The organism is Lelliottia sp. AC1, from assembly GCF_023278595.1.
In the GTDB taxonomy this organism is placed as follows: Bacteria; Pseudomonadota; Gammaproteobacteria; order Enterobacterales; family Enterobacteriaceae; genus Enterobacter; species Enterobacter nimipressuralis.
In genome coordinates this window covers 3209089-3229495 of the sequence record NZ_CP025699.1, presented here as the reverse complement: position 1 = coordinate 3229495, position 20407 = coordinate 3209089, and the positions used below count along the sequence as shown (strand labels likewise).

Here is a 20407-nt window from a genome sequence, read left to right as displayed (position 1 = left end):
GTTGAAGGTTGAAGACTACGACGTTGATAGGCTGGGTGTGTAAGTGCAGCGATGTATTGAGCTAACCAGTACTAATGAACCGTGAGGCTTAACCTTACAACGCCGAAGATGTTTTGGCGAAGCAGAGACCGATTTTCAGCTGATACAGATTAATTGATTCGCAGGAATGCGTGTTGATACAGAATTTGCCTGGCGGCTTTAGCGCGGTGGTCCCACCTGACCCCATGCCGAACTCAGAAGTGAAACGCCGTAGCGCCGATGGTAGTGTGGGGTCTCCCCATGTGAGAGTAGGGAACTGCCAGGCATTAATTAAGTGAAGAGGCCATCCGCAAGGATGGCCTCTTTGCGTTTTTGTCCTTTCTTGTTTATTCCTCTGCTTCCCTCCGTGAAACTTTCTCACCACTCCGTTGCATTCCTGGTATTCCTCCTAATCGATTACCCTGCTAAGTAAATGTGTGATTCAAATCACAATGTTAAATATAACAAAAATATAACATTTCATTTACTAAATGATTGGATGCTAGTGTCCAACACGCTTAAGTCTTATGGCAGGAGCACACTTACATGACCGAAGGTATCACATCGCACGGGACGCTGGCTGACAGCGATACCCGGCGCAGAGTATGGGCGATTGTCAGCGCGTCATCCGGCAACCTGGTTGAATGGTTCGACTTCTACGTTTACTCGTTTTGTTCCCTCTATTTTGCTCATATCTTTTTTCCGTCCGGCAACACGACTACCCAGTTGCTCCAAACCGCAGGGGTATTTGCTGCAGGATTTCTGATGCGTCCAATTGGCGGCTGGCTGTTTGGCCGAATTGCAGACAGACAAGGGCGTAAAACCTCAATGCTGATCTCTGTCTGCATGATGTGCCTCGGATCGCTGGTGATTGCCTGTCTGCCGGGATATGACACGATCGGTACGTGGGCACCCGCGCTGTTATTACTGGCTCGATTGTTCCAGGGCCTTTCCGTCGGCGGTGAATACGGTACAAGTGCTACCTACATGAGTGAAGTTGCTGTGGAAGGGCGGAAAGGTTTTTACGCCTCCTTCCAGTACGTCACACTGATCGGCGGGCAGTTGCTGGCTATTTTAGTGGTGGTTGTTCTGCAGCAGGTGCTGACGGATGAGCAATTGCATTCTTGGGGATGGCGCATACCTTTTGCGATGGGAGCGGTTCTGGCGGTCGTGGCTCTGTGGCTGCGCCGACAGCTTGATGAAACCTCGCAAAAAGAGGTGAGGGCACTGAAAGAAGCAGGCTCGCTGAAAGGGTTATGGCGTAACCGGAAAGCCTTTGTGATGGTATTAGGGTTTACCGCTGGCGGTTCGCTGAGCTTTTACACGTTCACCACTTACATGCAAAAGTACCTGGTGAACACCACCGGGATGCATGCCAATGTGGCCAGTATCGTCATGACGGCGGCTTTATTTGTATTCATGCTGATTCAGCCATTGATTGGCGCACTGTCAGACAGAATCGGGCGGCGGACATCCATGCTCATCTTTGGTGGGTTATCCGCGCTATGTACAGTCCCAATCTTGTCCGCGCTGCAACATGTATCATCTCCCTATGCAGCCTTCGCACTTGTGATGGTGGCGATGATTATCGTGAGTTTTTACACGTCGATAAGCGGAATATTGAAAGCAGAAATGTTCCCTGCTCAGGTCCGCGCTCTGGGAGTGGGATTGTCGTATGCGGTTGCTAATGCACTCTTCGGCGGTTCGGCAGAATATGTCGCGTTAACACTGAAATCGGTAGGCAGTGAAAACACCTTTTTCTGGTATGTCACCATCATGGGGGCGTTGGCGTTTATTGTCTCACTGATGCTACACCGCAAGGGGAAAGGCATTCGTCTTTAATAATGTGCCAGTTGCCACACCGCATAGCCGGTGGTGGCACCGGCAACATCCCAGGCAAAATCTTTCCAGCTCCAGCCGCTCCCTGCAGGGCGGCTGTCCCATAACTCTTTCGAGGCACCCAGACTGACGGAGAACATGAATCCGTAAACGGCGCTGCGATCGCGGCTCACACCCTGGTGCTGCGCGTATTCATTACCGGCGGCGGAAAGCATCGCTGAGGCGATAAAGTGCTGGGCTTTATCCTGACCCTGCCAGCTGTCATTAGCCATATGACTGCAGCCTGAAAGTAATAGGGAAATGAGCAGGAGCAAAACGCGCATAACAGACTCCAAAAAAAAGCCCCGTCACTGACAGGGCCTGGTCGTTACAGAATGCGGCTAATCAGACGGTCAATACGAATACGGCGTAAACGGCGGATAAGCTTACGCACTTTCACCGGGTAGTCAGCAATACTTTGCAGATCGCGGTAATGGCGAACGGTAGTCGTATGGGTACGAATCAGCTCAAGTTCACGTTCACGCTGGGCTGAAAGCTCATGTCGCGGATCGTGGATCAGAATGGCATTTTCCAGATCCAGGCGCCAGGCGCGCGGGTTGAGGTTGTTCCCGGTCAGCAGCATCCAGTCATCATCAACCCACATCCCCTTCAGATGATAGCTGTTGTCTTCGTCTTTCCAGAGGCGCACCACCAGTTGATCGGTGTTGACGTAATACTGCAAGCGGCTCAGGAAGCGACGCAGGTTGATTTCATAAAGATAGGGCAACGCACCGATAATTTTGAACGGCTGATCTTCCGGAATGAAGAAGTCGTTCGCGGTTTTATCCCCAACGATAATTTCGACTTTTTTCCCATCGCGCAGCAGCTGGATAATATTACGCACCAGGATTGCCGGTAAGTTGAAGTACGGCGTACAGATCGTCAGCTTCTGCTCAGTACACGGCATCAGATGATAGATGGTCTTGTTCAGCAGGCTGGATTTTCCCAGCCCGACCAGCGGCGTAACGGACAGCTGTTCATTATTCGCGTCCCCCTGGAAATGATAAACCGCATCGCGCAATTCCTGACGGAAAAGGCGAATGTCGTTTTTGATTTCCGGGCTTTTTGGACGATTAGGATCGTCAAGACGATTGACGCCACGACCATGAACCAGGTTTTGATCGACCCAGTTAAACATGATGTCCGCCATCTGCGCATTGCGAATCAGATGGTAGCGGTCGTAGCGATACTTATCGAGCTGATGCAGGTAAACGTCATTGAGGCTGGCGCCGCTGTACAGCACGCTGTCATCAATGATGAATCCTTTGAAATGCAGAACGCCCAGGGCTTCGCGCGTATTGACAGGAACACCATACACACGGACGTCAACGCCTGGGTTTTCCTGCGCCATACGGCAGTACCAGTCGGCATTGGTGTTGGATGCGGCAGCGCCAATTCGTCCACGCTGTGCACGGTGCCAGTCAACCAGTATACGAACGTCCAGTTCCGGGCGCTGGCGTTTAGCTTCATAGACCGCGCTTAAAACCGCGCGTCCACCTTCATCCTGTTCGAGATAAAGCGCCACAATGCAAATACGTTGCGTGGCACTCGCAATCTTTTCCAGAAGCGTCTCCCTGAAATGGGCGGGAGCATAAAAGAACTCGACATCATCAACTGACTGAGAAATCTTCGGTAGTTGAGCAAGGTGTTGTTGATGTTTATTACGCTTAAATTTTGACAACATCACAGTGCGTATCTTCTCTGTTCATTGAAGGGTTATCTGGCATCTGCAGACAACATAAGCGGACAATGATACCACCAGAACTGACGAAAGTGGTCAACATTTCCAGTACCTTACTCTTGAGCAGACGTCGATGCCAGGCGGAGCGAGAGGGCGACAATTCCCTCATCCAGCTGAATATCTACGTCGAATCCGAGTTTACGCGCCAGGGTAATCATGCCGCGGTTATTCGGCATAGTAATGCCATTCAGGCAGAGCAAACCGTGATCTCGGGTATAGCCAATCAGTTTTTCCAGTAAACGCCGACCGAGACCAAGGCCTTTCAGATCGGAGCGAACCAGCACGGCAAACTCGGCATCGACGTTGTCAGGATCGGAAATTGCCCGCGTGACACCCAGGATCTCATCGCCTTCATCACGATGGCGAACGGCAACAAACGCCATTTCCCGATCGTAGTCGATCTGGGTCATATTGGCTAAATCTTCATGGGTAAATTCGCTGATTTCGCTAAAGTAGCGATAGTACAAATCTTCTTTCGTCACCTGAGCGATAAAGGCTCGCAGCAGCGGTTCATCTTCGGGTAGGATCGGGCGAAACAGTACCTGCTCGCCGTTTTTCATCTCCACCCACTCCTCCAGCTGCAAGGGGTACGGGCGAATGGCCAGTCTGCTTTCGCGATCACCAGTAAAGGGCGCAATATCCAGTGTGACATCCAGGGCGATAAATTCATTGCCCGACGCCAGCAGCGGATGAATATCCAGCCGCTGAATCTCAGCACAATCGACGATCAGGTTAGAGACCTGGACCAGAAACTGGCTCAGCCCGATAATATCTAAAGGCTGGAGCGCGCTGCGACCACGGATCTTTTTGCTCTTAATGGCCTGAATCACCAGATAGCGAGCCAGATTCATGTTCAGCGGCGGCAGGGCAACCACGGCCTGTTCTGCCGGTCGCCACTCAACACCGCCTTCACCCAGCATAATCAACGGGCCAAAGACCGGATCATGTTCGACCACGACTCGTAATTCCTGCGCTCCGGCGCGATTCGCCATGCTTTGTACCAGAAGCCCGTGAACTCGCGCCTGCGGCCAGGCCATTTTTACGCGGTCAAAAATCGCCTCGGCGGCCTGTTGTACTTCCGCGGCGGTGCGCAGATAAAGCATCACCCCCTGCACATCCGACTTATGCGGAATATCTGGCGAACGAAGTTTTAACGCCACCGGATAACCAATCTGTTCGGCAATATGCACCGCCTCGGCGCTGTCGCTCGCAATCCAGGTCGGTAAAGTCTGCATACCATAGGCATCCAGAATGGGGCGTACTTCATGGGTATCCAGAGAAGACGCACCGTCCTCAATGGCCTGGCGTAACAGGTTGTGCGCTTCGGTCGCATTAGCGGCCAGATTGCCGGGCAATGCGGGCGTTTCACGCAGTTGCTTTTGGTTGCTGCGGTACTCCACCATATGCATAAACGCAGTAATAGTGCCTTCCGGCGTGCGGTAGGTGGGCAGTCCTGCCTCGCTGAACAAACGCCGCGCTTCCTGAGAAGAGTATTCTCCGCACCAGTTGGTCAACAGCGTGACGTATTTCCCGCGTGGATGGTTTTTGACAGCATCAATCAGCGCGCGTGCGCTTTGGCTACCGGGGGCGACGGCGCTGGGGGAATGAATCACCATCAGCGCATCAAAATCCTGGCTATCCAGCAACAGGGAGATCGCGTTGATATAGCGCTCGCTACTGGCGTCGTCCCGCAGATCCAGTGGGTTTCCCGGCGTGACGCTGGCAGGCAACGCTTCTTTAAGCCGCCGAATCGTCTCATCGCTTAGGGTGGCGAGTTTCCCGTTACGCAACCACAGCTCATCGAGGGCGAGCGCTGCGGGGGCCGCACCGTTACTTAAAATCATCAGCCTTTCGCCACGCAACGGGCGCATATGGCTCAGGGTTTCTACGGCCGAGAAAAGCTCGTGGGTATCCTGCACGCGCAGCAAACCAGCGCGCTGAATGGCCGCATCCCAGGCCGGGTCCATGCCTGAGTGAGAGTGCAACAATTTCTGAGCTGCGGGACTACGGCCACTTTTGATCACCAGAATCGGTTTATTACGTGATGCGCTACGCGCAGCAGAAACAAAACGTCGGGCATCAGTTAAGTGCTCCAGATAGAGAAGTATCGCGCTGGTTTTACTGTCGCGCGCGAGGAAATCGAGCAGCTCGTCGACATCAATATCCAGGCTATCGCCCAGCGCGATGAAATATGAAAAGCCCATTTCACGCTGCTGCGCCCAGTCAAGAATAGTGTTGGACACGGCGGCAGACTGAGAGATAAACGCCAGTTTGCCTTTTCGAATCGGCACTGGAGAAAAGCTGGCATTCAGCCCCTGCCACGGCGCCAGCAACCCAAGGCTATTAGGCCCAAGCAAACGCATCTGGTACCGGCTCGCGCTGGCCAGTAGTTCGGCCTGCTGTTCTGGCGGCGAAGAGAGAATAATGCAGGTTTTACAACCTTTCTCACCCAGCGCGTCGAGCAGGGCAAGATTGCGTTTGGCGTGCGTACACAGGATGGCAAGATCGGGGACAAACGGCAGGCTCTGTATGTCCGGCCAGGCGAGGACGCCCTGAACGGCTTTATAAGCGGGAGTGACAGGCATGACAGGGCCATTAAAGCCCCCGGCCAGCAGGTTGCGCATCATTAAATATCCGGCGCGATCGGGCTTCATCGAGGCTCCGATCACGGCGATGGATTTAGGGCGGAGTAGCGCTTCTAGCCCTCGCTGGCTCATACAAGTCTCCTGTTAACGCGAGTGACCTGATGATTTTAAACGCTTTCCGTCTCTTCTGCTGTGATGCTGGCCTGATGTGTGGGTTTTCCTGCCAGGTAACGCTCGCGGAAACAGGAAAAATGGCGGCCCAGGGCGCTGGCAGCCTCGGTGTCATTCGCCAGATCTAACAGGGCGATAGCCACCTCCGCCGTACAATATTGTCCCTCGGCATGGGCTTCACGCAGGCGATAGGCTGACACGCGGGACAGATCGACGGAGATCACCGGCAGTGCATCCAGATACGGGCTTTTGCGGAACATTTTTCGCGCTTCGGTCCAGGTACCGTCCAGCATAATAAACAGCGGCGGTTTGCCTGTGGGCGGCGCGGAGATTACCTTGCGGCTTTCACCGGCATAGGAGGCGGGAAACACCACCATGGGTTGATAATCGGGACTGGCGACCAGATCGAGCAGTGCCTGCGGCGGCTCGGTGCGGGACCACTGAAATGCGGCCGTATTCGGCAGAATATCGGCGATTAACCGTCCGGTATTGCTGGGTTTCATCGGCTCGGTGTCAAACATCACTAGGCAGAAACGGCTCTGTGCGTGGCTCGCAGCCAGCGTCTCACACAGACACTGTTTTAGCGGCAACAGGCAGCGCTGGCAGCGACGAATGCGGTTGCCACGGGCAAGAAAAGGGCGGGTCGCACGCGCCAGGCGTTCGGCGCGCAATTGAAGTACGGCGTTATCAGTCATGGAAGAGGCGCAGAAAAAACGCCATTCTCGCAGAGGGAACAGCGGGGCACAAGCAGTGCCCCGTGATTGTCAGAGCGTTTCGTTCAGCCAGCTTTCGAAAGGTGCCTTTGGTACGGCACCGTTGAGCATATCCACGACTTCACCCTTTTTGAAAATCATGATAGTGGGAATGCTGCGTATACGGAATCGCGCACTCAGCTCGCGTTCCGCTTCTGTATTAACCTTCACAAAGCGCATTTTACCGCTGCGCTCTTCAGCGACATCTTCAAAAATCGGCGCAAAGTTACGGCATGGGCCGCACCAGGGTGCCCAGAAGTCCACGACTACCGGCAGATCGTCTTTCAGTAATTTATCGAGGGTTTCACCGGTTGCGTTAATCACGTCGCCATCGAAAAGCTCATGACCGCAACGCCCGCATTTCGCTCCATCATCAATTCGGTCATCCGGAATGCGATTGAGAGCCTGGCAGTTGGCACATACGGTATTCATAACTAACCTCTGATAGAGCAGTGGGACAAAGCGGCAAAGTGCCGATAATGTTTCTGATATGTTACATATTATCATTGAGCTTGTTTGAAACGACAATGCGTTTTATTCAATGGGAACAATAGTCACAGGCTTTTGTATGAAATAATGGCTATGCGCTGACACATCGGGTAATCTGCGCGCTTCGCGCAGCGCTGGTGGAGAAAAGCATGAACGACGAACTGAAGAATAAAAGCGGCAAGGTCAAAGTGATGTATGTCCGCAGTGATGATGATTCTGACAAACGCACCCAAAATCCGCGTACCGGAAAGGGTGGGGGCCGTCCGGGACCATCTCGTGCAGACGGTGGCCGTCGCCCCGCCCGCGATGACAGAAATAACCGCGGTGATGACCGCAAACGTGATGACCGTAAGCGTGACGATCGCCGTCGCGATGACCGTCCACGCGATGATTTCCCTCGTGATGCATCCCCATGGCGCACCGTTTCCCGTGCACCGGGTGAAGAAGCGCCGGCGAAAGCCGATCACGGTGGAATCAGTGGTAAGAGCTTTATCGATCCGGAAGTCCTGCGCCGTCAACGCGCGGAAGAGACCCGCGTCTATGGCGAAAACGCCTGTCAGGCCCTGTTCCAGAGCCGTCCTGAATGCATCGTTCGCGCCTGGTTTATCCAGAGCGTCACGCCGCGTTTCAAAGATGCCCTGCGCTGGATGGCAGCAAACCGTAAAGCCTACCATGTGGTAGATGATGCGGAGCTGACCAAAGCATCTGGTACTGAACATCACGGCGGCGTCTGCTTCCTGATCAAAAAACGTAACGGCACCACGGTGCAGCAATGGGTCAGCCAGGCTGATGCCGATGACTGCGTACTGGCACTGGAAGATGTGGGCAACCCGCACAATCTCGGTGCGATGATGCGTAGCTGCGCCCATTTCGGCGTGAAAGGTGTGTTGTTGCAGGATGCGGCGATTGTCGAATCCGGTGCCGCGATTCGTACAGCCGAAGGCGGTGCGGAACATGTGCAGCCGATTACTGGCGAAAGCGTTCTGGATGCTATCGAAGAGTTCCGCCAGGCGGGTTACTCCATCGTGACCACCTCCAGCCATAAAGGTACGCCGCTGTTCAAAGCGACGCTGCCGCGCAAAATGGTATTGGTACTGGGTCAGGAACGTGATGGTCTGTCCGATGCCGCGCTCTCTACTGCCGACCTGAGCGTCTCAATCGACGGAACAGGTAAAGTCGAAAGCCTCAACGTTTCCGTTGCAACCGGCGTCCTGCTGGCTGAATGGTGGCGTCAGAACAAAGCATAATATTGCGTTGTCTACAATTATGCCCGGTGATAGCCGGGCATAATTATTTTTATCCCTTCCGAAAAATCACTCGCTTTCAGCCGGTAACACGGGCATCCAGTCGATTGGCGCTTCATTGCGTTTTTTCAGCCATTCATTGGTCAGAACAAAGTGGTTACAGCCAAAAAATCCGCGGTGAGCTGACAGTGGAGAGGGATGCGGCGCTTTCAGGACATGATGACGCTGGGCATCGATAATCGCCCCTTTCTTCTGCGCATGTGCGCCCCACAGTAAAAACACCACGCCTTCACAATGTTCATTGATAAGACTGATGACTTTATCCGTAAAGGTCTCCCAGCCCAGGCTGGCGTGGGAGTGAGCCTGTCCCGCGCGAACCGTTAACACGGTATTGAGCAGTAGTACGCCCTGACGCGCCCAGCTCTCAAGATAACCGTGCGCCGGACGACTAAAGCCTGGCATCGATCCTTCCAGCTCTTTATACATATTCAGCAGGGAAGGGGGTGTTGCGATCCCAGGACGAACCGAAAATGCCAGACCGTGCGCCTGTCCAGGACCGTGGTAGGGATCCTGACCCAGAATGACCACTTTCACATCATTCAGTTCGGTGTAACGAAAGGCGTTAAACACATCCTTCTGGGGAGGATAGATCGTTTGACCGGATTGCCGCTCCTGCGCGACGGTACTGAGCGTATTCACAAAATAAGGCTGTTGCTTTTCATCTGCCAGCACGTCATGCCATGTCAAAGGGGTCGTCATCATGCTCTCCTGCATATCTCAATTGCGCCTAGCTTAACCCTTTCAGCGAAGGGAGCAAAATTCCGCGCGACATTTAAGGCTAAGTCTTTCAATTTAATTTGAAATACTCAAATCAGGGCAGAAAGCTGGCTCAGTAAAATTGATCTGAAACAACAAAATCAAACCACACTATTTGTGTGGTTGCGGTTTTTGTTGATTTAAATCAAAGAATCATGGGGTGCCGGCTGATATATATACACTCAAGCAACAATGGTTTTACCAATTGGCCGCGAGAGGCCGACATCCATTAATTAATGTAGCCCTGGAGGCATGACATGATTACAGGTATCCAAATTACTAAAGCTGCAAACGACGACCTGCTGAACTCTTTCTGGCTGCTGGACAGCGAAAAAGGCGAAGCACGTTGTGTGGTTGCGAAAGCCGGTTTTGCTGAAGACGAAATCGTTCCGGTCAACAAACTGGGTGAAATCGAATACCGCGAAATCCCAATGGACATCCAGCCAGAAGTTCGCGTGGAAGGCGGTCAGCACCTGAACGTTAACGTTCTGCGTCGTGAAACCCTGGAAGATGCGGTTAAGAACCCAGAAAAATACCCGCAGCTGACTATCCGTGTTTCTGGCTACGCGGTACGCTTCAACTCTCTGACCCCAGAACAGCAGCGTGACGTTATCGCGCGTACCTTTACTGAAAGCCTGTAAGGCTTGAGGTTTTGGGGGAATAAAAAAGCCGGGTGATAAACCCGGCTTTTTTTTACTCTTCGTTCTGCGACGTTGGCGGCGTACCGCTTGGCTTACGGCGCTTACCAATGTTTTTGGCATCGCGATGGCGGTTCTTCACGCGCGGCTTCTCTTTCGCCTGCTCTTTTTTCTTCTCTTCGCGTTTCGCGAGCACTTTCTTGGACGGTTTGCCCGTCATCTTTTCGCTCGGTGGGCGCGTGGTCGGACGCAGTTCGTCAATGACGCGAGCTTTCAATGGCTCTTCGATATAGCGGCCAACTTTCAGGAGCAGCATGTAGTCGTGTGCTTCTACCAGCGAGATAGCGTTCCCTTTACGACCCGCACGGCCGGTACGACCGATACGGTGCAGGTAGGTGTCACCGGTACGCGGCATGTCGAAGTTAATGACATGGCTGACATCAGGGATATCGATACCGCGTGCTGCGACGTCGGTGGCAACCAGCACATTGACGCGACCTTCAGTCAGACGCTTAATCCCCTCGGTACGCTTCGCCTGCGGCATATCGCCTTCAAGATAGCAGTTATCGATACCGGCTGAACGCAGCATGTTCGCCAGCTCATGCACACGCTCGCGCTTACGCACAAACACGATGGTACGGGTGGTATCATCTTGTTTCAGAAGATGTTTCAGCAGCTCGACTTTGTGCTCAAGGTTATCGGCGCGGTAATACCACTGGTGAATCTTTTTGCGCTCGCGCGTGGATGGCGTCGCAGACACTTCCGCTGGTTCGTTGAGCAGACGCTCAGCGAAGTCTTTAATTGCGTCACCTTCCAGGGTGGCGGAGAACAGCATCGTCTGTTTGCGCCAGCGCGTTTCGCCCGCAATGTGTTCGATGTCCTGCGCAAAACCGAGTTCCAGCATGCGGTCAGCTTCATCGAGGATCAGCGTTTCCACCGCACGGCAGTCAAAGTTTTCTTCTTTGATGTACTGCATCAGGCGTCCGGTTGTCGCCACCACGATATCCTGGTTCTCACTGAACACTTCGGCGTGGTTCATATAGGCGACACCGCCGGTGATGGTGGCGATATCCAGATGCGTATTCGCGGCCAGTTCACGCGCATGTTCTGCCACCTGCACGGCCAGTTCACGTGTTGGGGTCAGGATAAGAATGCGCGGTGGGCCAGATTTCTTGCGAGGGAAATCGATCAGATGCTGCAAGACGGGCAGCAGGTATGCCGCCGTTTTACCGGTGCCTGTCGGCGCAGAACCGAGTACATCACGGCCTTCTAACGCAGGCGGAATAGCAGCCGCCTGGATGGCAGTTGGGCGTGTGAAGCCTTTATTCTGGAGAGCTTCCAGCAGGCACTCATCGAGTTCAAGTTCGGAAAAAGTCGTTACAGTCATGTTCTACCTCTGTGTGGGGCGCTGATTATAGACGTTATGGCTGCAATCTTCATCTGTTTGTGGATATCCCTTTTCCACCACTTCGCTTTCCCCTATGCTAATCCGGTTTTATTTAAGAAGGTTGCTTTGACATGTCTCAACCCAAAGCGCAGCTGCGCCGCGATGGTTTTACGTTTAAACAGTTCTTTGTAGCCCACGATCGCTGTGCGATGAAAGTCGGCACTGACGGTATATTACTGGGAGCGTGGGCGCCCGTCGCGAAGGTTAAGCGAATTCTGGATATTGGTAGTGGAAGTGGGTTACTGGCGCTGATGCTGGCGCAACGTACGGAGCAGCACGTCACCATCGATGCTGTTGAACTCGATGCGCAGGCGACCAGTCAGGCCAGCGAGAATGCCGCCGAATCGCCGTGGGCGTCTCGCGTTCAGGTGGAATGCGCCGATATCCTCACGTGGGCGCCGGAGCAAACGGCGCGCTACGATCTGATAGTCAGCAACCCGCCTTACTTTGAGCCTGGCGTCGACTGCGCGACGCCGGAACGCGATCAGGCGCGATACACCGGTTCGCTGGATCACACCGCCCTGTTAATGGCGGCGGCGAATTTAATCTCAGAAGAGGGATTTTTCTGCGTTGTTCTGCCCGAAAGTACCGGTAATGCGTTTATCAAAAAAGCGCTCGATATCGGCTGGTATTTACGCCTGCGAACGGATATCGCCGATAACGAAGCAAGACTTCCGCACCGCGTTTTATTAGCACTCTCCCCAAAAGAAGGTGAGTGCTTTAGCGACAGGATGGTGATTCGCGGGCCAGATCAGCGTTATTCCGAAGCCTACACGGCGCTGACCCAGGCGTTTTATCTGTTTATGTGAATGAGAGGGGACAGCACCGACGGACCAGACTCCGCCAGTTGATCGGGGTAGTCCAGCGTGTAATGCAGGCCCCGACTCTCTTTGCGCATCATCGCACAGCGGACAATCAGCTCCGCCACCTGGACCAGATTGCGTAGCTCCAGCAGATTGTTAGATACGCGGAAATTGGCGTAATACTCGTCAATTTCCTGCTGCAGCATCGTAATCCGGCGTAGGGCGCGCTCCAGACGTTTGGTGGTGCGTACAATCCCGACGTAATCCCACATAAAGAGCCGCAGTTCATGCCAGTTGTGCTGGATGACCACCAGTTCATCCGGATTATCCACCCGGCTTTCATCCCAGGCAGGCAGGTGTGCCACCTCACGGGCGTAGGGCATCCGTTTGATGATATCTTCTGCGGCAGACCAGCCGTAAACCAGGCACTCCAGCAGCGAATTTGACGCCATGCGGTTCGCACCGTGAAGCCCGGTATAACTCACCTCACCGATGGCGTACAGACCATCCACGTCCGTACGGCCATGATCGTCCACCATCACGCCGCCGCAGGTATAGTGCGCCGCAGGGACGATCGGCACCGGCTCTTTGGTGAGATCAATCCCAAGCCCCAGCAATTTTTCATAGATAGTCGGGAAGTGCTGGCGCACAAAATCGACGGGTTTGTGGCTGATGTCGAGATACATACAGTCGACGCCGAGACGTTTCATTTCGTGGTCAATGGCGCGAGCGACGATATCGCGCGGGGCCAGTTCACCACGCGGGTCGAAGTCTGGCATAAAGCGCGTGCCGTCGGGACGCTTGAGATGCGCGCCTTCGCCACGCAGGGCTTCGGTAAGCAGGAAATTACGCGCCTGAGGATGGAACAGGGCGGTGGGGTGGAACTGGTTAAACTCCAGATTGGCGACGCGGCAACCTGCACGCCACGCCATGGCGATCCCGTCTCCTGAAGAGATATCCGGATTCGTCGTGTACTGATACACCTTCGATGCGCCACCTGTGGCCAGCACCACCGATTTAGCCTGACAGGTCTCAACCGTCTCTTTATTCCGGTTCCAGACCCACGCCCCTACAACGTGTCGCGTGCCCGGCAGACCAATTTTATCGGAGATAATCAAGTCCACCGCATTGCTGCGTTCAAGCACCTGAATATTGGGGTGATTCCGTGCCTGAGCGACTAAAGTGGTTTCGACCTCTTTGCCTGTTGCATCTGCTGCGTGCAGGATGCGGCGGTGGCTATGACCGCCTTCACGGGTGAGATGATACCCCTCTTCGCCATTCGGCTGAACGTGCGTGTCGAACAAAACGCCTTGATCGATAAGCCATTGCACACAGTGACGGGCGTTGCTGGCCACAAATTCTGCGGCGTGTTCATCGACAATGCCTGCGCCAGCGATCAGCGTATCTTCCACGTGCGACGCAATGCTGTCCGTTTCATCAAACACCGCAGCAATACCGCCCTGAGCATAGAACGTCGAGCCTTCGCTCATCGGCCCTTTACTCAGTACGATCACTTTCTGATGCGAGGCCAGTCGAAGCGCCAGAGAGAGCCCGGCAGCGCCGCTGCCAATAATCAGTACATCACAATGCAGTTCTGGAGTTGTGTTCATGATGTTTGTTTAATTTACTAAACAGTGTTTGGCCAGAATAGCACCCGAATGCGATGAATCGCACGTTTTTTTTGAATGCTGTTGCGCAGCCTAAACTTAAACACAACCTCAAAAAAGGCGTAAAAGAACGAAAATATTTTGCGAAGCAGATCGTTAGCTTCAGATTATGTGGTGAAATAAACCCTGTGTTGCGGTACTCTTCTGGCAGCAAAAATACCATTTCTCATCAGAAATTGGGTACGTATCGTTAACAGACTTATAATGAGAGAAAATGAACAGTCTGCGACACGATGGACAAAAACAGACGCGTAACGGAACTTATTGATGAATAGACCCTCTAACCTCGTGCTTGCTCACATTGCAGTGTTTTTAGAGTGGCGTTTCGATAACGCGTGGAATTTAGGTTTGGGGAGACATTACCTCGGATGAGCGAGCAGTTAACGGACCAGGTCCTGGTTGAACGGGTCCAGAAGGGAGATCAGAAAGCCTTTAACTTACTGGTGGTTCGCTATCAGCATAAAGTGGCGAGTCTGGTATCCCGCTATGTACCGTCAGGAGATGTTCCTGATGTAGTGCAAGAGTCTTTCATAAAGGCCTATCGCGCGCTGGATTCTTTCCGGGGGGATAGTGCTTTTTACACCTGGCTGTATCGTATTGCAGTCAATACAGCAAAGAATTATCTGGTCGCTCAGGGCCGTCGTCCGCCCTCAACGGATGTGGACGCAATAGACGCTGAAAACTTCGAAAGCGGCGGCGCATTGAAAGAAATTTCGAACCCTGAGAACTTAATGTTGTCAGAAGAACTGAGACAAATCGTTTTTCGCACGATCGAGGCACTCCCGGAAGATTTACGCATGGCAATTACCTTGCGGGAGCTTGATGGACTTAGCTATGAAGAGATAGCGGCTATCATGGACTGTCCGGTCGGAACGGTTCGTTCGCGAATCTTCCGTGCGCGAGAAGCTATTGATAATAAAGTTCAACCGCTTATCAGGCGTTGACGATAGCGGGATACTGGAAAAGGTATTAGGCATGCAGAAAGAAAAACTTTCCGCTTTAATGGATGGTGAAACGCTGGACAGTGAGCTGCTTAACGAGCTCTCTCACTCTCCCGAGATGCAAAAGACCTGGGAGAGTTACCATCTCATCCGCGACTCTATGCGTGGTGATACGGGCGATGTTCTCCATTTCGATATCTCAGCACGCGTAATGGCGGCAATTGAGAACGAGCCTGTACATCAGACCACTCCGCTGATCCCTGAAGCTCAACCTGCGCCACATCAATGGCAGAAGATGCCATTCTGGAAAAAAGTGCGTCCGTGGGCGAGCCAATTGACCCAAATGGGCGTGGCTGCATGCGTATCGCTTGCAGTTATCGTTGGCGTCCAGCACTATAACGGTCAATCAGAAGCTAACCAGCAGCCTGAAGCGCCAGTGTTCAATACACTGCCGATGATGGGTAAAGCAAGTCCGGTTAGCTTGGGTGTGCCATCTGCCGATGCCTCAGTCAGCCCGGGCCAGCAACAGCAGGTCCAGGAACAGCGTCGTCGCATTAATGCGATGCTGCAGGACTATGAGTTGCAGCGTCGTTTGCACTCTGAGCAGCTCCAGTTTGAGCAGGCACAGACCCAGCAGGCTGGTGTGCAAGTGCCAGGAAACCAAACTTTAGGAACGCAATCGCAGTAATGAAGCAACTTTGGTGCGCCATGTCCTTAGTGGCGGGTAGCCTGTTCTTCTCTACCAACGCCTCGGCTGATTTATCGTCCGGGGCGTTGTTGCAGCAGATGAATATGGCGAGCCAGTCACTCAACTACGAGTTGGCCTTTATCAGTATCAACAAGCAAGGTGTAGAGTCGTTACGCTACCGCCATGCCCGTCTTGATAACCAGCCGCTCGCCCAGCTTTTACAACTCGACGGCCCGCGCCGTGAGGTTGTACAGCGCGGTAATGAAATCAGCTATTTTGAGCCAGGCCTTGAGCCGTTTACGCTTAATGGCGATTACATTGTCGACTCGCTCCCGGCCCTCGTTTATACCGACTTCAAACGTCTGTCGCCTTACTACGATTTCATTTCCGTTGGCCGTACGCGCATTGCGGATCGGCTTTGTGAAGTGATTCGTGTCGTGGCAAGAGACGGCACACGCTATAGCTACATCGTGTGGATGGATGCGGAGAGCAAACTGCCGATGCGCGTCGATCTCCTCGATCGGGACGGCGAAACGCTGGAGCAGTTCCGCGTGATTTCCTTTACGGTGAATGGTCAGGTGGGTAACAGCATGCAGAATCTGGCGAAAGCGAGCCTTCCGCCGCTTCTGTCAGTGCCTGCGGGCGATACGGTGAATTTCAACTGGGTGCCAGCGTGGATCCCACAAGGTTTCAGCGAGATATCCAGTAGCCGTCGTCAGCTTCCGACCATTGAAACGCCGGTCGAGTCGCGTCTCTATTCCGACGGCTTGTTCAGCTTCTCGGTGAACATCAATCGGGCGTCAGCTAACAGCAGCGAGCAAATACTTCGTACCGGACGCCGGACCGTAAGCACGACGCTGCGGGATAATGCCGAAATCACGATTGTGGGCGAACTGCCGCCGCAGACGGCGAAACGCATTGCTGACAGCATTAAATTCAGGGCCGCACAATGATCAAAGAATGGGCCACCGTTGTCTCGTGGCAAAATGGCGTTGCGCTAGTGAGCTGTGACGTGAAAGCGTCATGCAACAGCTGCGCCTCGCGCGCTGGCTGTGGCAGCCGGGTGCTGAATAAGCTGGGGCCGCAAACCACGCACACCATCTCTGTGCCAAGTGCAGAGCCTCTGGCTGTTGGGCAAAAGGTGGAACTGGGCATTGCTGAAGGCAGCCTGCTGGGGTCCGCCATGCTGGTGTATCTCTCCCCGCTGGTGGGCTTGTTTGTGGTCGCCGGAATTTTCCAGATGCTGTTTGGCACCGATCTCGCGGCGATGAGCGGCGGAGTGCTCGGCGGCGTGGGCGGTTTTATGCTGGCGCGCGGCTTTTCTCAAAAGCTTGCTGAGAAAGAAGCCTGGCAGCCCGTTATCCTCAGCGTGGGGCTTCCGCCAGACATGCTGCGTGTGGAAACGCTCTCTTCAGAAGCCCGATAATTCATCGGGCTTTATCTTTATTTACATCCCATAAAACAAAACGTCCTTCTCTGACGCTATGCTTGGCTTTAACAGCATTTCCTGGTGACGAAGATGTAGTGTAGAATGCTGCGTTTTCGCACTGAAAAACGTCAGGCTAAGAACAGCGGCCTCCAGGAATTCGTAAGGCATAATTATTTAACTATATGAAGAACATACGTAACTTTTCGATCATTGCTCACATTGACCACGGTAAGTCGACGCTTTCTGACCGTATTATCCAGATTTGCGGTGGCCTGTCTGATCGTGAAATGGAAGCCCAGGTACTGGACTCCATGGACCTGGAACGCGAACGTGGTATCACCATCAAAGCGCAGAGCGTCACGCTCGACTACAAAGCCCTTGATGGTGAAACATATCAACTGAATTTCATCGACACCCCAGGCCACGTTGACTTCTCTTATGAAGTTTCTCGTTCGCTGGCAGCCTGCGAAGGCGCGCTGCTGGTGGTTGATGCCGGGCAGGGCGTAGAAGCTCAGACCCTGGCCAACTGCTACACCGCGATGGAAATGGATCTCGAAGTGGTGCCGGTGCTTAACAAAATCGACCTGCCGGCTGCCGATCCAGAGCGCGTGGCGGAAGAGATTGAAGACATTGTCGGTATTGACGCCACAGACGCAGTGCGCTGCTCGGCGAAGACCGGTGTCGGTGTTCCTGATGTGCTGGAGCGTCTGGTACGTGATATCCCGGCACCAGAAGGTGACGCAGATGCGCCGCTGCAGGCGCTGATCATCGACTCCTGGTTCGATAACTACCTTGGCGTGGTATCGCTGGTGCGTATTAAAAACGGCACCATGCGTAAAGGCGACAAAATCAAAGTGATGAGCACCGGTCAGGTGTACAACGCTGACCGTCTGGGTATCTTCACACCTAAACAGGTTGATCGTACTGAACTGAAATGCGGCGAAGTTGGCTGGCTGGTTTGCGCCATCAAAGACATCCTGGGCGCGCCAGTGGGCGATACCCTGACTCAGGCACGTAATCCGGCTGATAAAGCGCTGCCAGGTTTCAAAAAAGTGAAGCCTCAGGTTTACGCGGGCCTGTTCCCGGTCAGCTCTGACGATTACGAAAACTTCCGTGATGCGCTCGGCAAGTTGAGCCTGAACGATGCTTCCCTGTTCTATGAACCAGAAAGCTCTACTGCGCTGGGCTTCGGCTTCCGCTGTGGCTTCCTGGGTCTGCTGCACATGGAGATCATTCAGGAGCGTCTTGAGCGTGAATACGATCTGGATCTGATCACCACGGCACCGACCGTAGTGTATGAAGTCCAGACCACCAACAAAGACGTTATCTACGTCGACAGCCCGTCCAAGCTGCCGCCGCTGAACAATATTGAAGAGCTGCGTGAGCCGATCGCGGAGTGTCACATGCTGCTGCCGCAGGAGTTCCTGGGCAACGTCATTACGCTCTGTATCGAGAAGCGTGGCGTGCAGACCAACATGGTTTACCACGGTAACCAGGTGGCGCTGACCTATGAAATCCCGATGGCGGAAGTGGTGCTCGACTTCTTCGACCGTCTGAAGTCTACCTCTCGCGGCTATGCGTCGCTGGACTACAACTTTAAACGTTTCCAGGCGTCCAACATGGTGCGAGTGGATGTGCTGATCAACGGCGAGCGTGTTGATGCGCTGGCACTGATCACCCACAACGATAACGCGCCGTACCGTGGCCGTGAACTGGTCGAGAAAATGAAAGAGCTGATCCCGCGTCAGCAATTTGATATCGCGATTCAGGCCGCCATCGGCAACCACATTATTGCCCGCTCTACGGTGAAACAGCTGCGTAAAAACGTCCTGGCGAAATGCTACGGCGGCGACGTAAGCCGTAAGAAGAAACTGTTGCAGAAACAGAAAGATGGTAAAAAACGTATGAAGCAGGTCGGTAACGTTGAGCTGCCGCAGGAAGCGTTCCTTGCCATTCTGCACGTGGGTAAAGACGGAAAATAATCCTTAAGGAGTTGGCATGGCGAACATGTTTGCCCTGATCCTGGTCATAGCGACCCTGGTGACGGGGCTGTTGTGGTGTCTGGATAAGTTTATCTTCGCCCCGAAACGTCGCGAACGTCAGTCTATTACGGGTGAACAGCTGGATGCGAAAACCATGAAGAAAGTCAGCCCGAAACCGGGCTGGCTGGAAACAGGGGCTTCCGTATTCCCGGTTCTGGCGATTGTTCTGGTGGTGCGTTCGTTTATTTACGAACCTTTTCAGATCCCGTCCGGTTCGATGATGCCTACGCTGCTGATTGGCGATTTTATTCTGGTAGAGAAATATGCCTATGGCATTAAAGATCCTATCTATCAGAAAACGTTAATCGAAACCGGTCATCCAAAACGCGGTGATATCGTGGTCTTCAAATACCCTGAAGATCCGCGTCTGGATTACATCAAGCGTGCCGTCGGCTTGCCAGGCGATAAAGTGAGTTACGACCCTGTCGCGAAAGAAGTGACCGTACAGCCGGGCTGTAGCTCCGGTACGGCGTGTGAGAATGCGCTGCCGATCACCTATTCCAACGTGGAGCCGAGCGACTTTGTGCAGACCTTTGCCCGTCGTAACGGGGGCGAAGCGACCAGCGGTTTCTTCCAGATGCCGAAAGGCGAAACCAAAGAGAACGGAATTCGTCTGGTTGAGCGTAAAGAGACCCTGGGTGACGTGACGCATCGCATTTTGACGGTTCCGATCGCGCAGGATCAGCTGGGTATGTACTACCAGCAGCCAGGCCAGCAGCTCGCCACCTGGATCGTTCCGCCAGGACATTACTTCATGATGGGTGATAACCGCGACAACTCTGCGGACAGCCGTTACTGGGGCTTTGTTCCGGAAGCGAATCTGGTCGGTAAAGCGACCGCGATCTGGATGAGCTTCGAAAAACAGGAAGGGGAGTGGCCGACCGGCGTTCGTCTGAATCGCATTGGCGGAATCCATTAATTCCTGATAATTGCACACGTAACCCTCTTAAATGAGGGTTACGTGAATTATTTAAGAGATAATCTCTCCTGGCTAACGACATACCCTGTCGTTGCGTATAGAATATTCCCCCGAAGTTTAAGGTTGGCGCTGACTCAGT

General features: G+C 53.5%; 19 protein-coding genes and 1 rRNA gene. 12 read left to right on the top strand and 8 right to left on the bottom strand.

All coding sequences use genetic code 11. The features are described 5' to 3' along the window. Positions 1 to 188: 188 nt before the first annotated feature. A 5S ribosomal RNA gene (gene rrf, locus C0560_RS15275) occupies positions 189 to 304 on the top strand. Positions 305 to 564: 260 nt separating this feature from the next. Beyond that, complete coding sequence (locus tag C0560_RS15270; protein WP_248858953.1) at positions 565 to 1860, top strand: MFS transporter; 1296 nt, start codon at positions 565 to 567, stop codon at positions 1858 to 1860. Here C0560_RS15270 and C0560_RS15265 read toward each other — a convergent pair. The 5 genes from C0560_RS15265 to trxC form a co-directional block, all read right to left on the bottom strand. After that, the gene (locus C0560_RS15265; RefSeq protein ID WP_100779264.1) at positions 1857 to 2180 is read right to left on the bottom strand and encodes a YfiM family lipoprotein; all 324 of its coding nucleotides are present in this window, start codon (positions 2178 to 2180) and stop codon (positions 1857 to 1859) included. The two genes, C0560_RS15270 and C0560_RS15265, sit on opposite strands and share 4 nt — an antisense overlap. A 44-nt stretch (positions 2181 to 2224) precedes the next feature. Further along, positions 2225 to 3580, bottom strand: coding sequence for a CDP-diacylglycerol--serine O-phosphatidyltransferase (gene pssA / locus C0560_RS15260; RefSeq protein ID WP_123427042.1), 1356 nt, complete (start codon positions 3578 to 3580; stop codon positions 2225 to 2227). A 110-nt stretch (positions 3581 to 3690) separates the two neighbouring features. Further along, positions 3691 to 6354 (bottom strand): protein lysine acetyltransferase, encoded by a 2664-nt coding sequence (gene pat, locus C0560_RS15250; protein WP_248858949.1) that lies wholly within the window; start codon positions 6352 to 6354, stop codon positions 3691 to 3693. Positions 6355 to 6389: 35 nt separating this feature from the next. Further along, complete coding sequence (tapT, locus tag C0560_RS15245; protein WP_123427046.1) at positions 6390 to 7088, bottom strand: tRNA-uridine aminocarboxypropyltransferase; 699 nt, start codon at positions 7086 to 7088, stop codon at positions 6390 to 6392. A 69-nt stretch (positions 7089 to 7157) separates the two neighbouring features. Then, entirely contained in the window at positions 7158 to 7577 is a 420-nt protein-coding gene (gene trxC, locus C0560_RS15240; RefSeq protein WP_100779268.1) for a thioredoxin TrxC, read from the bottom strand. Positions 7578 to 7783: 206 nt separating this feature from the next. Here trxC and C0560_RS15235 point away from each other — a divergent pair, with 206 nt between their 5' ends. Next, positions 7784 to 8881 carry a tRNA/rRNA methyltransferase gene (locus C0560_RS15235; RefSeq protein ID WP_248858948.1) on the top strand — a complete coding sequence of 366 codons (1098 nt, stop codon included), beginning with the start codon at positions 7784 to 7786 and terminating at the stop codon, positions 8879 to 8881. A gap of 66 nt (positions 8882 to 8947) precedes the next feature. Here the strand turns inward: C0560_RS15235 and ung are convergent, their stop codons facing one another. Further along, positions 8948 to 9637 carry a uracil-DNA glycosylase gene (gene ung, locus C0560_RS15230; protein WP_102105000.1) on the bottom strand — a complete coding sequence of 230 codons (690 nt, stop codon included), beginning with the start codon at positions 9635 to 9637 and terminating at the stop codon, positions 8948 to 8950. 314 nt (positions 9638 to 9951) lie between these two features. On the opposite strand from ung, the gene grcA reads away from it, so the two are divergent. Further along, on the top strand, positions 9952 to 10335 hold the full coding sequence (gene grcA / locus C0560_RS15225; protein ID WP_100779271.1) for an autonomous glycyl radical cofactor GrcA: 384 nt from the start codon (positions 9952 to 9954) through the stop codon (positions 10333 to 10335). Between the two features lie 52 nt (positions 10336 to 10387). Here the strand turns inward: grcA and srmB are convergent, their stop codons facing one another. After that, positions 10388 to 11719, bottom strand: coding sequence for an ATP-dependent RNA helicase SrmB (gene srmB / locus C0560_RS15220; RefSeq protein WP_248858946.1), 1332 nt, complete (start codon positions 11717 to 11719; stop codon positions 10388 to 10390). Positions 11720 to 11850: 131 nt separating this feature from the next. On the opposite strand from srmB, the gene C0560_RS15215 reads away from it, so the two are divergent. After that, positions 11851 to 12588, top strand: coding sequence for a tRNA1(Val) (adenine(37)-N6)-methyltransferase (locus C0560_RS15215; RefSeq protein WP_248858944.1), 738 nt, complete (start codon positions 11851 to 11853; stop codon positions 12586 to 12588). Here C0560_RS15215 and nadB read toward each other — a convergent pair. Beyond that, the gene (gene nadB, locus C0560_RS15210; protein WP_248858942.1) at positions 12573 to 14192 is read right to left on the bottom strand and encodes an L-aspartate oxidase; all 1620 of its coding nucleotides are present in this window, start codon (positions 14190 to 14192) and stop codon (positions 12573 to 12575) included. The genes C0560_RS15215 and nadB overlap by 16 nt on opposite strands. Before the next feature lie 324 nt (positions 14193 to 14516). Between nadB and rseD the strand changes: the two genes are divergently transcribed. The 7 genes from rseD (at position 14517) to lepB (ending at position 20268) form a co-directional block, all read left to right on the top strand. Beyond that, positions 14517 to 14621, top strand: coding sequence for a rpoE leader peptide RseD (gene rseD, locus C0560_RS15205; RefSeq protein WP_228483504.1), 105 nt, complete (start codon positions 14517 to 14519; stop codon positions 14619 to 14621). Beyond that, entirely contained in the window at positions 14618 to 15193 is a 576-nt protein-coding gene (gene rpoE / locus C0560_RS15200; protein ID WP_100779275.1) for an RNA polymerase sigma factor RpoE, read from the top strand. Before rseD ends, rpoE begins: the two co-directional genes overlap by 4 nt. Positions 15194 to 15224: 31 nt before the next feature. Further along, on the top strand, positions 15225 to 15878 hold the full coding sequence (gene rseA, locus C0560_RS15195) for an anti-sigma-E factor RseA (RefSeq protein ID WP_100779276.1): 654 nt from the start codon (positions 15225 to 15227) through the stop codon (positions 15876 to 15878). Beyond that, positions 15878 to 16831 (top strand): sigma-E factor regulatory protein RseB, encoded by a 954-nt coding sequence (gene rseB, locus C0560_RS15190; RefSeq protein ID WP_248858940.1) that lies wholly within the window; start codon positions 15878 to 15880, stop codon positions 16829 to 16831. The genes rseA and rseB overlap by 1 nt, the downstream gene beginning before the upstream one ends. Continuing rightward, a complete protein-coding gene (rseC, locus tag C0560_RS15185) occupies positions 16828 to 17304 on the top strand; it encodes a SoxR-reducing system protein RseC (RefSeq protein ID WP_123427053.1) in 477 nt (158 codons plus the stop codon). Before rseB ends, rseC begins: the two co-directional genes overlap by 4 nt. Before the next feature lie 185 nt (positions 17305 to 17489). Continuing rightward, the gene (lepA, locus tag C0560_RS15180; RefSeq protein WP_100779279.1) at positions 17490 to 19289 is read left to right on the top strand and encodes a translation elongation factor 4; all 1800 of its coding nucleotides are present in this window, start codon (positions 17490 to 17492) and stop codon (positions 19287 to 19289) included. 16 nt (positions 19290 to 19305) lie between these two features. Then, on the top strand, positions 19306 to 20268 hold the full coding sequence (gene lepB / locus C0560_RS15175; protein WP_100779280.1) for a signal peptidase I: 963 nt from the start codon (positions 19306 to 19308) through the stop codon (positions 20266 to 20268). The last annotated feature ends 139 nt before the right edge of the window (positions 20269 to 20407 follow it).

What these genes read in the sequence shown, in the direction of transcription:
- rseC (WP_123427053.1), top strand. Translation starts at nt 16,828, where the DNA reads ATGATCAAAGAATGGGCCACCGTTGTCTCGTGGCAAAATGGCGTTGCG.
- pssA (WP_123427042.1), bottom strand. Translation starts at nt 3,580, where the DNA reads ATGTTGTCAAAATTTAAGCGTAATAAACATCAACAACACCTTGCTCAA.
- rpoE (WP_100779275.1), top strand. Translation starts at nt 14,618, where the DNA reads ATGAGCGAGCAGTTAACGGACCAGGTCCTGGTTGAACGGGTCCAGAAG.
- ung (WP_102105000.1), bottom strand. Translation starts at nt 9,637, where the DNA reads ATGACGACCCCTTTGACATGGCATGACGTGCTGGCAGATGAAAAGCAA.
- lepA (WP_100779279.1), top strand. Translation starts at nt 17,490, where the DNA reads ATGAAGAACATACGTAACTTTTCGATCATTGCTCACATTGACCACGGT.
- C0560_RS15235 (WP_248858948.1), top strand. Translation starts at nt 7,784, where the DNA reads ATGAACGACGAACTGAAGAATAAAAGCGGCAAGGTCAAAGTGATGTAT.
- tapT (WP_123427046.1), bottom strand. Translation starts at nt 7,088, where the DNA reads ATGACTGATAACGCCGTACTTCAATTGCGCGCCGAACGCCTGGCGCGT.
- grcA (WP_100779271.1), top strand. Translation starts at nt 9,952, where the DNA reads ATGATTACAGGTATCCAAATTACTAAAGCTGCAAACGACGACCTGCTG.
- rseA (WP_100779276.1), top strand. Translation starts at nt 15,225, where the DNA reads ATGCAGAAAGAAAAACTTTCCGCTTTAATGGATGGTGAAACGCTGGAC.
- nadB (WP_248858942.1), bottom strand. Translation starts at nt 14,192, where the DNA reads ATGAACACAACTCCAGAACTGCATTGTGATGTACTGATTATTGGCAGC.
- trxC (WP_100779268.1), bottom strand. Translation starts at nt 7,577, where the DNA reads ATGAATACCGTATGTGCCAACTGCCAGGCTCTCAATCGCATTCCGGAT.
- lepB (WP_100779280.1), top strand. Translation starts at nt 19,306, where the DNA reads ATGGCGAACATGTTTGCCCTGATCCTGGTCATAGCGACCCTGGTGACG.
- srmB (WP_248858946.1), bottom strand. Translation starts at nt 11,719, where the DNA reads ATGACTGTAACGACTTTTTCCGAACTTGAACTCGATGAGTGCCTGCTG.
- pat (WP_248858949.1), bottom strand. Translation starts at nt 6,354, where the DNA reads ATGAGCCAGCGAGGGCTAGAAGCGCTACTCCGCCCTAAATCCATCGCC.
- rseB (WP_248858940.1), top strand. Translation starts at nt 15,878, where the DNA reads ATGAAGCAACTTTGGTGCGCCATGTCCTTAGTGGCGGGTAGCCTGTTC.
- rseD (WP_228483504.1), top strand. Translation starts at nt 14,517, where the DNA reads ATGAATAGACCCTCTAACCTCGTGCTTGCTCACATTGCAGTGTTTTTA.
- C0560_RS15265 (WP_100779264.1), bottom strand. Translation starts at nt 2,180, where the DNA reads ATGCGCGTTTTGCTCCTGCTCATTTCCCTATTACTTTCAGGCTGCAGT.
- C0560_RS15270 (WP_248858953.1), top strand. Translation starts at nt 565, where the DNA reads ATGACCGAAGGTATCACATCGCACGGGACGCTGGCTGACAGCGATACC.
- C0560_RS15215 (WP_248858944.1), top strand. Translation starts at nt 11,851, where the DNA reads ATGTCTCAACCCAAAGCGCAGCTGCGCCGCGATGGTTTTACGTTTAAA.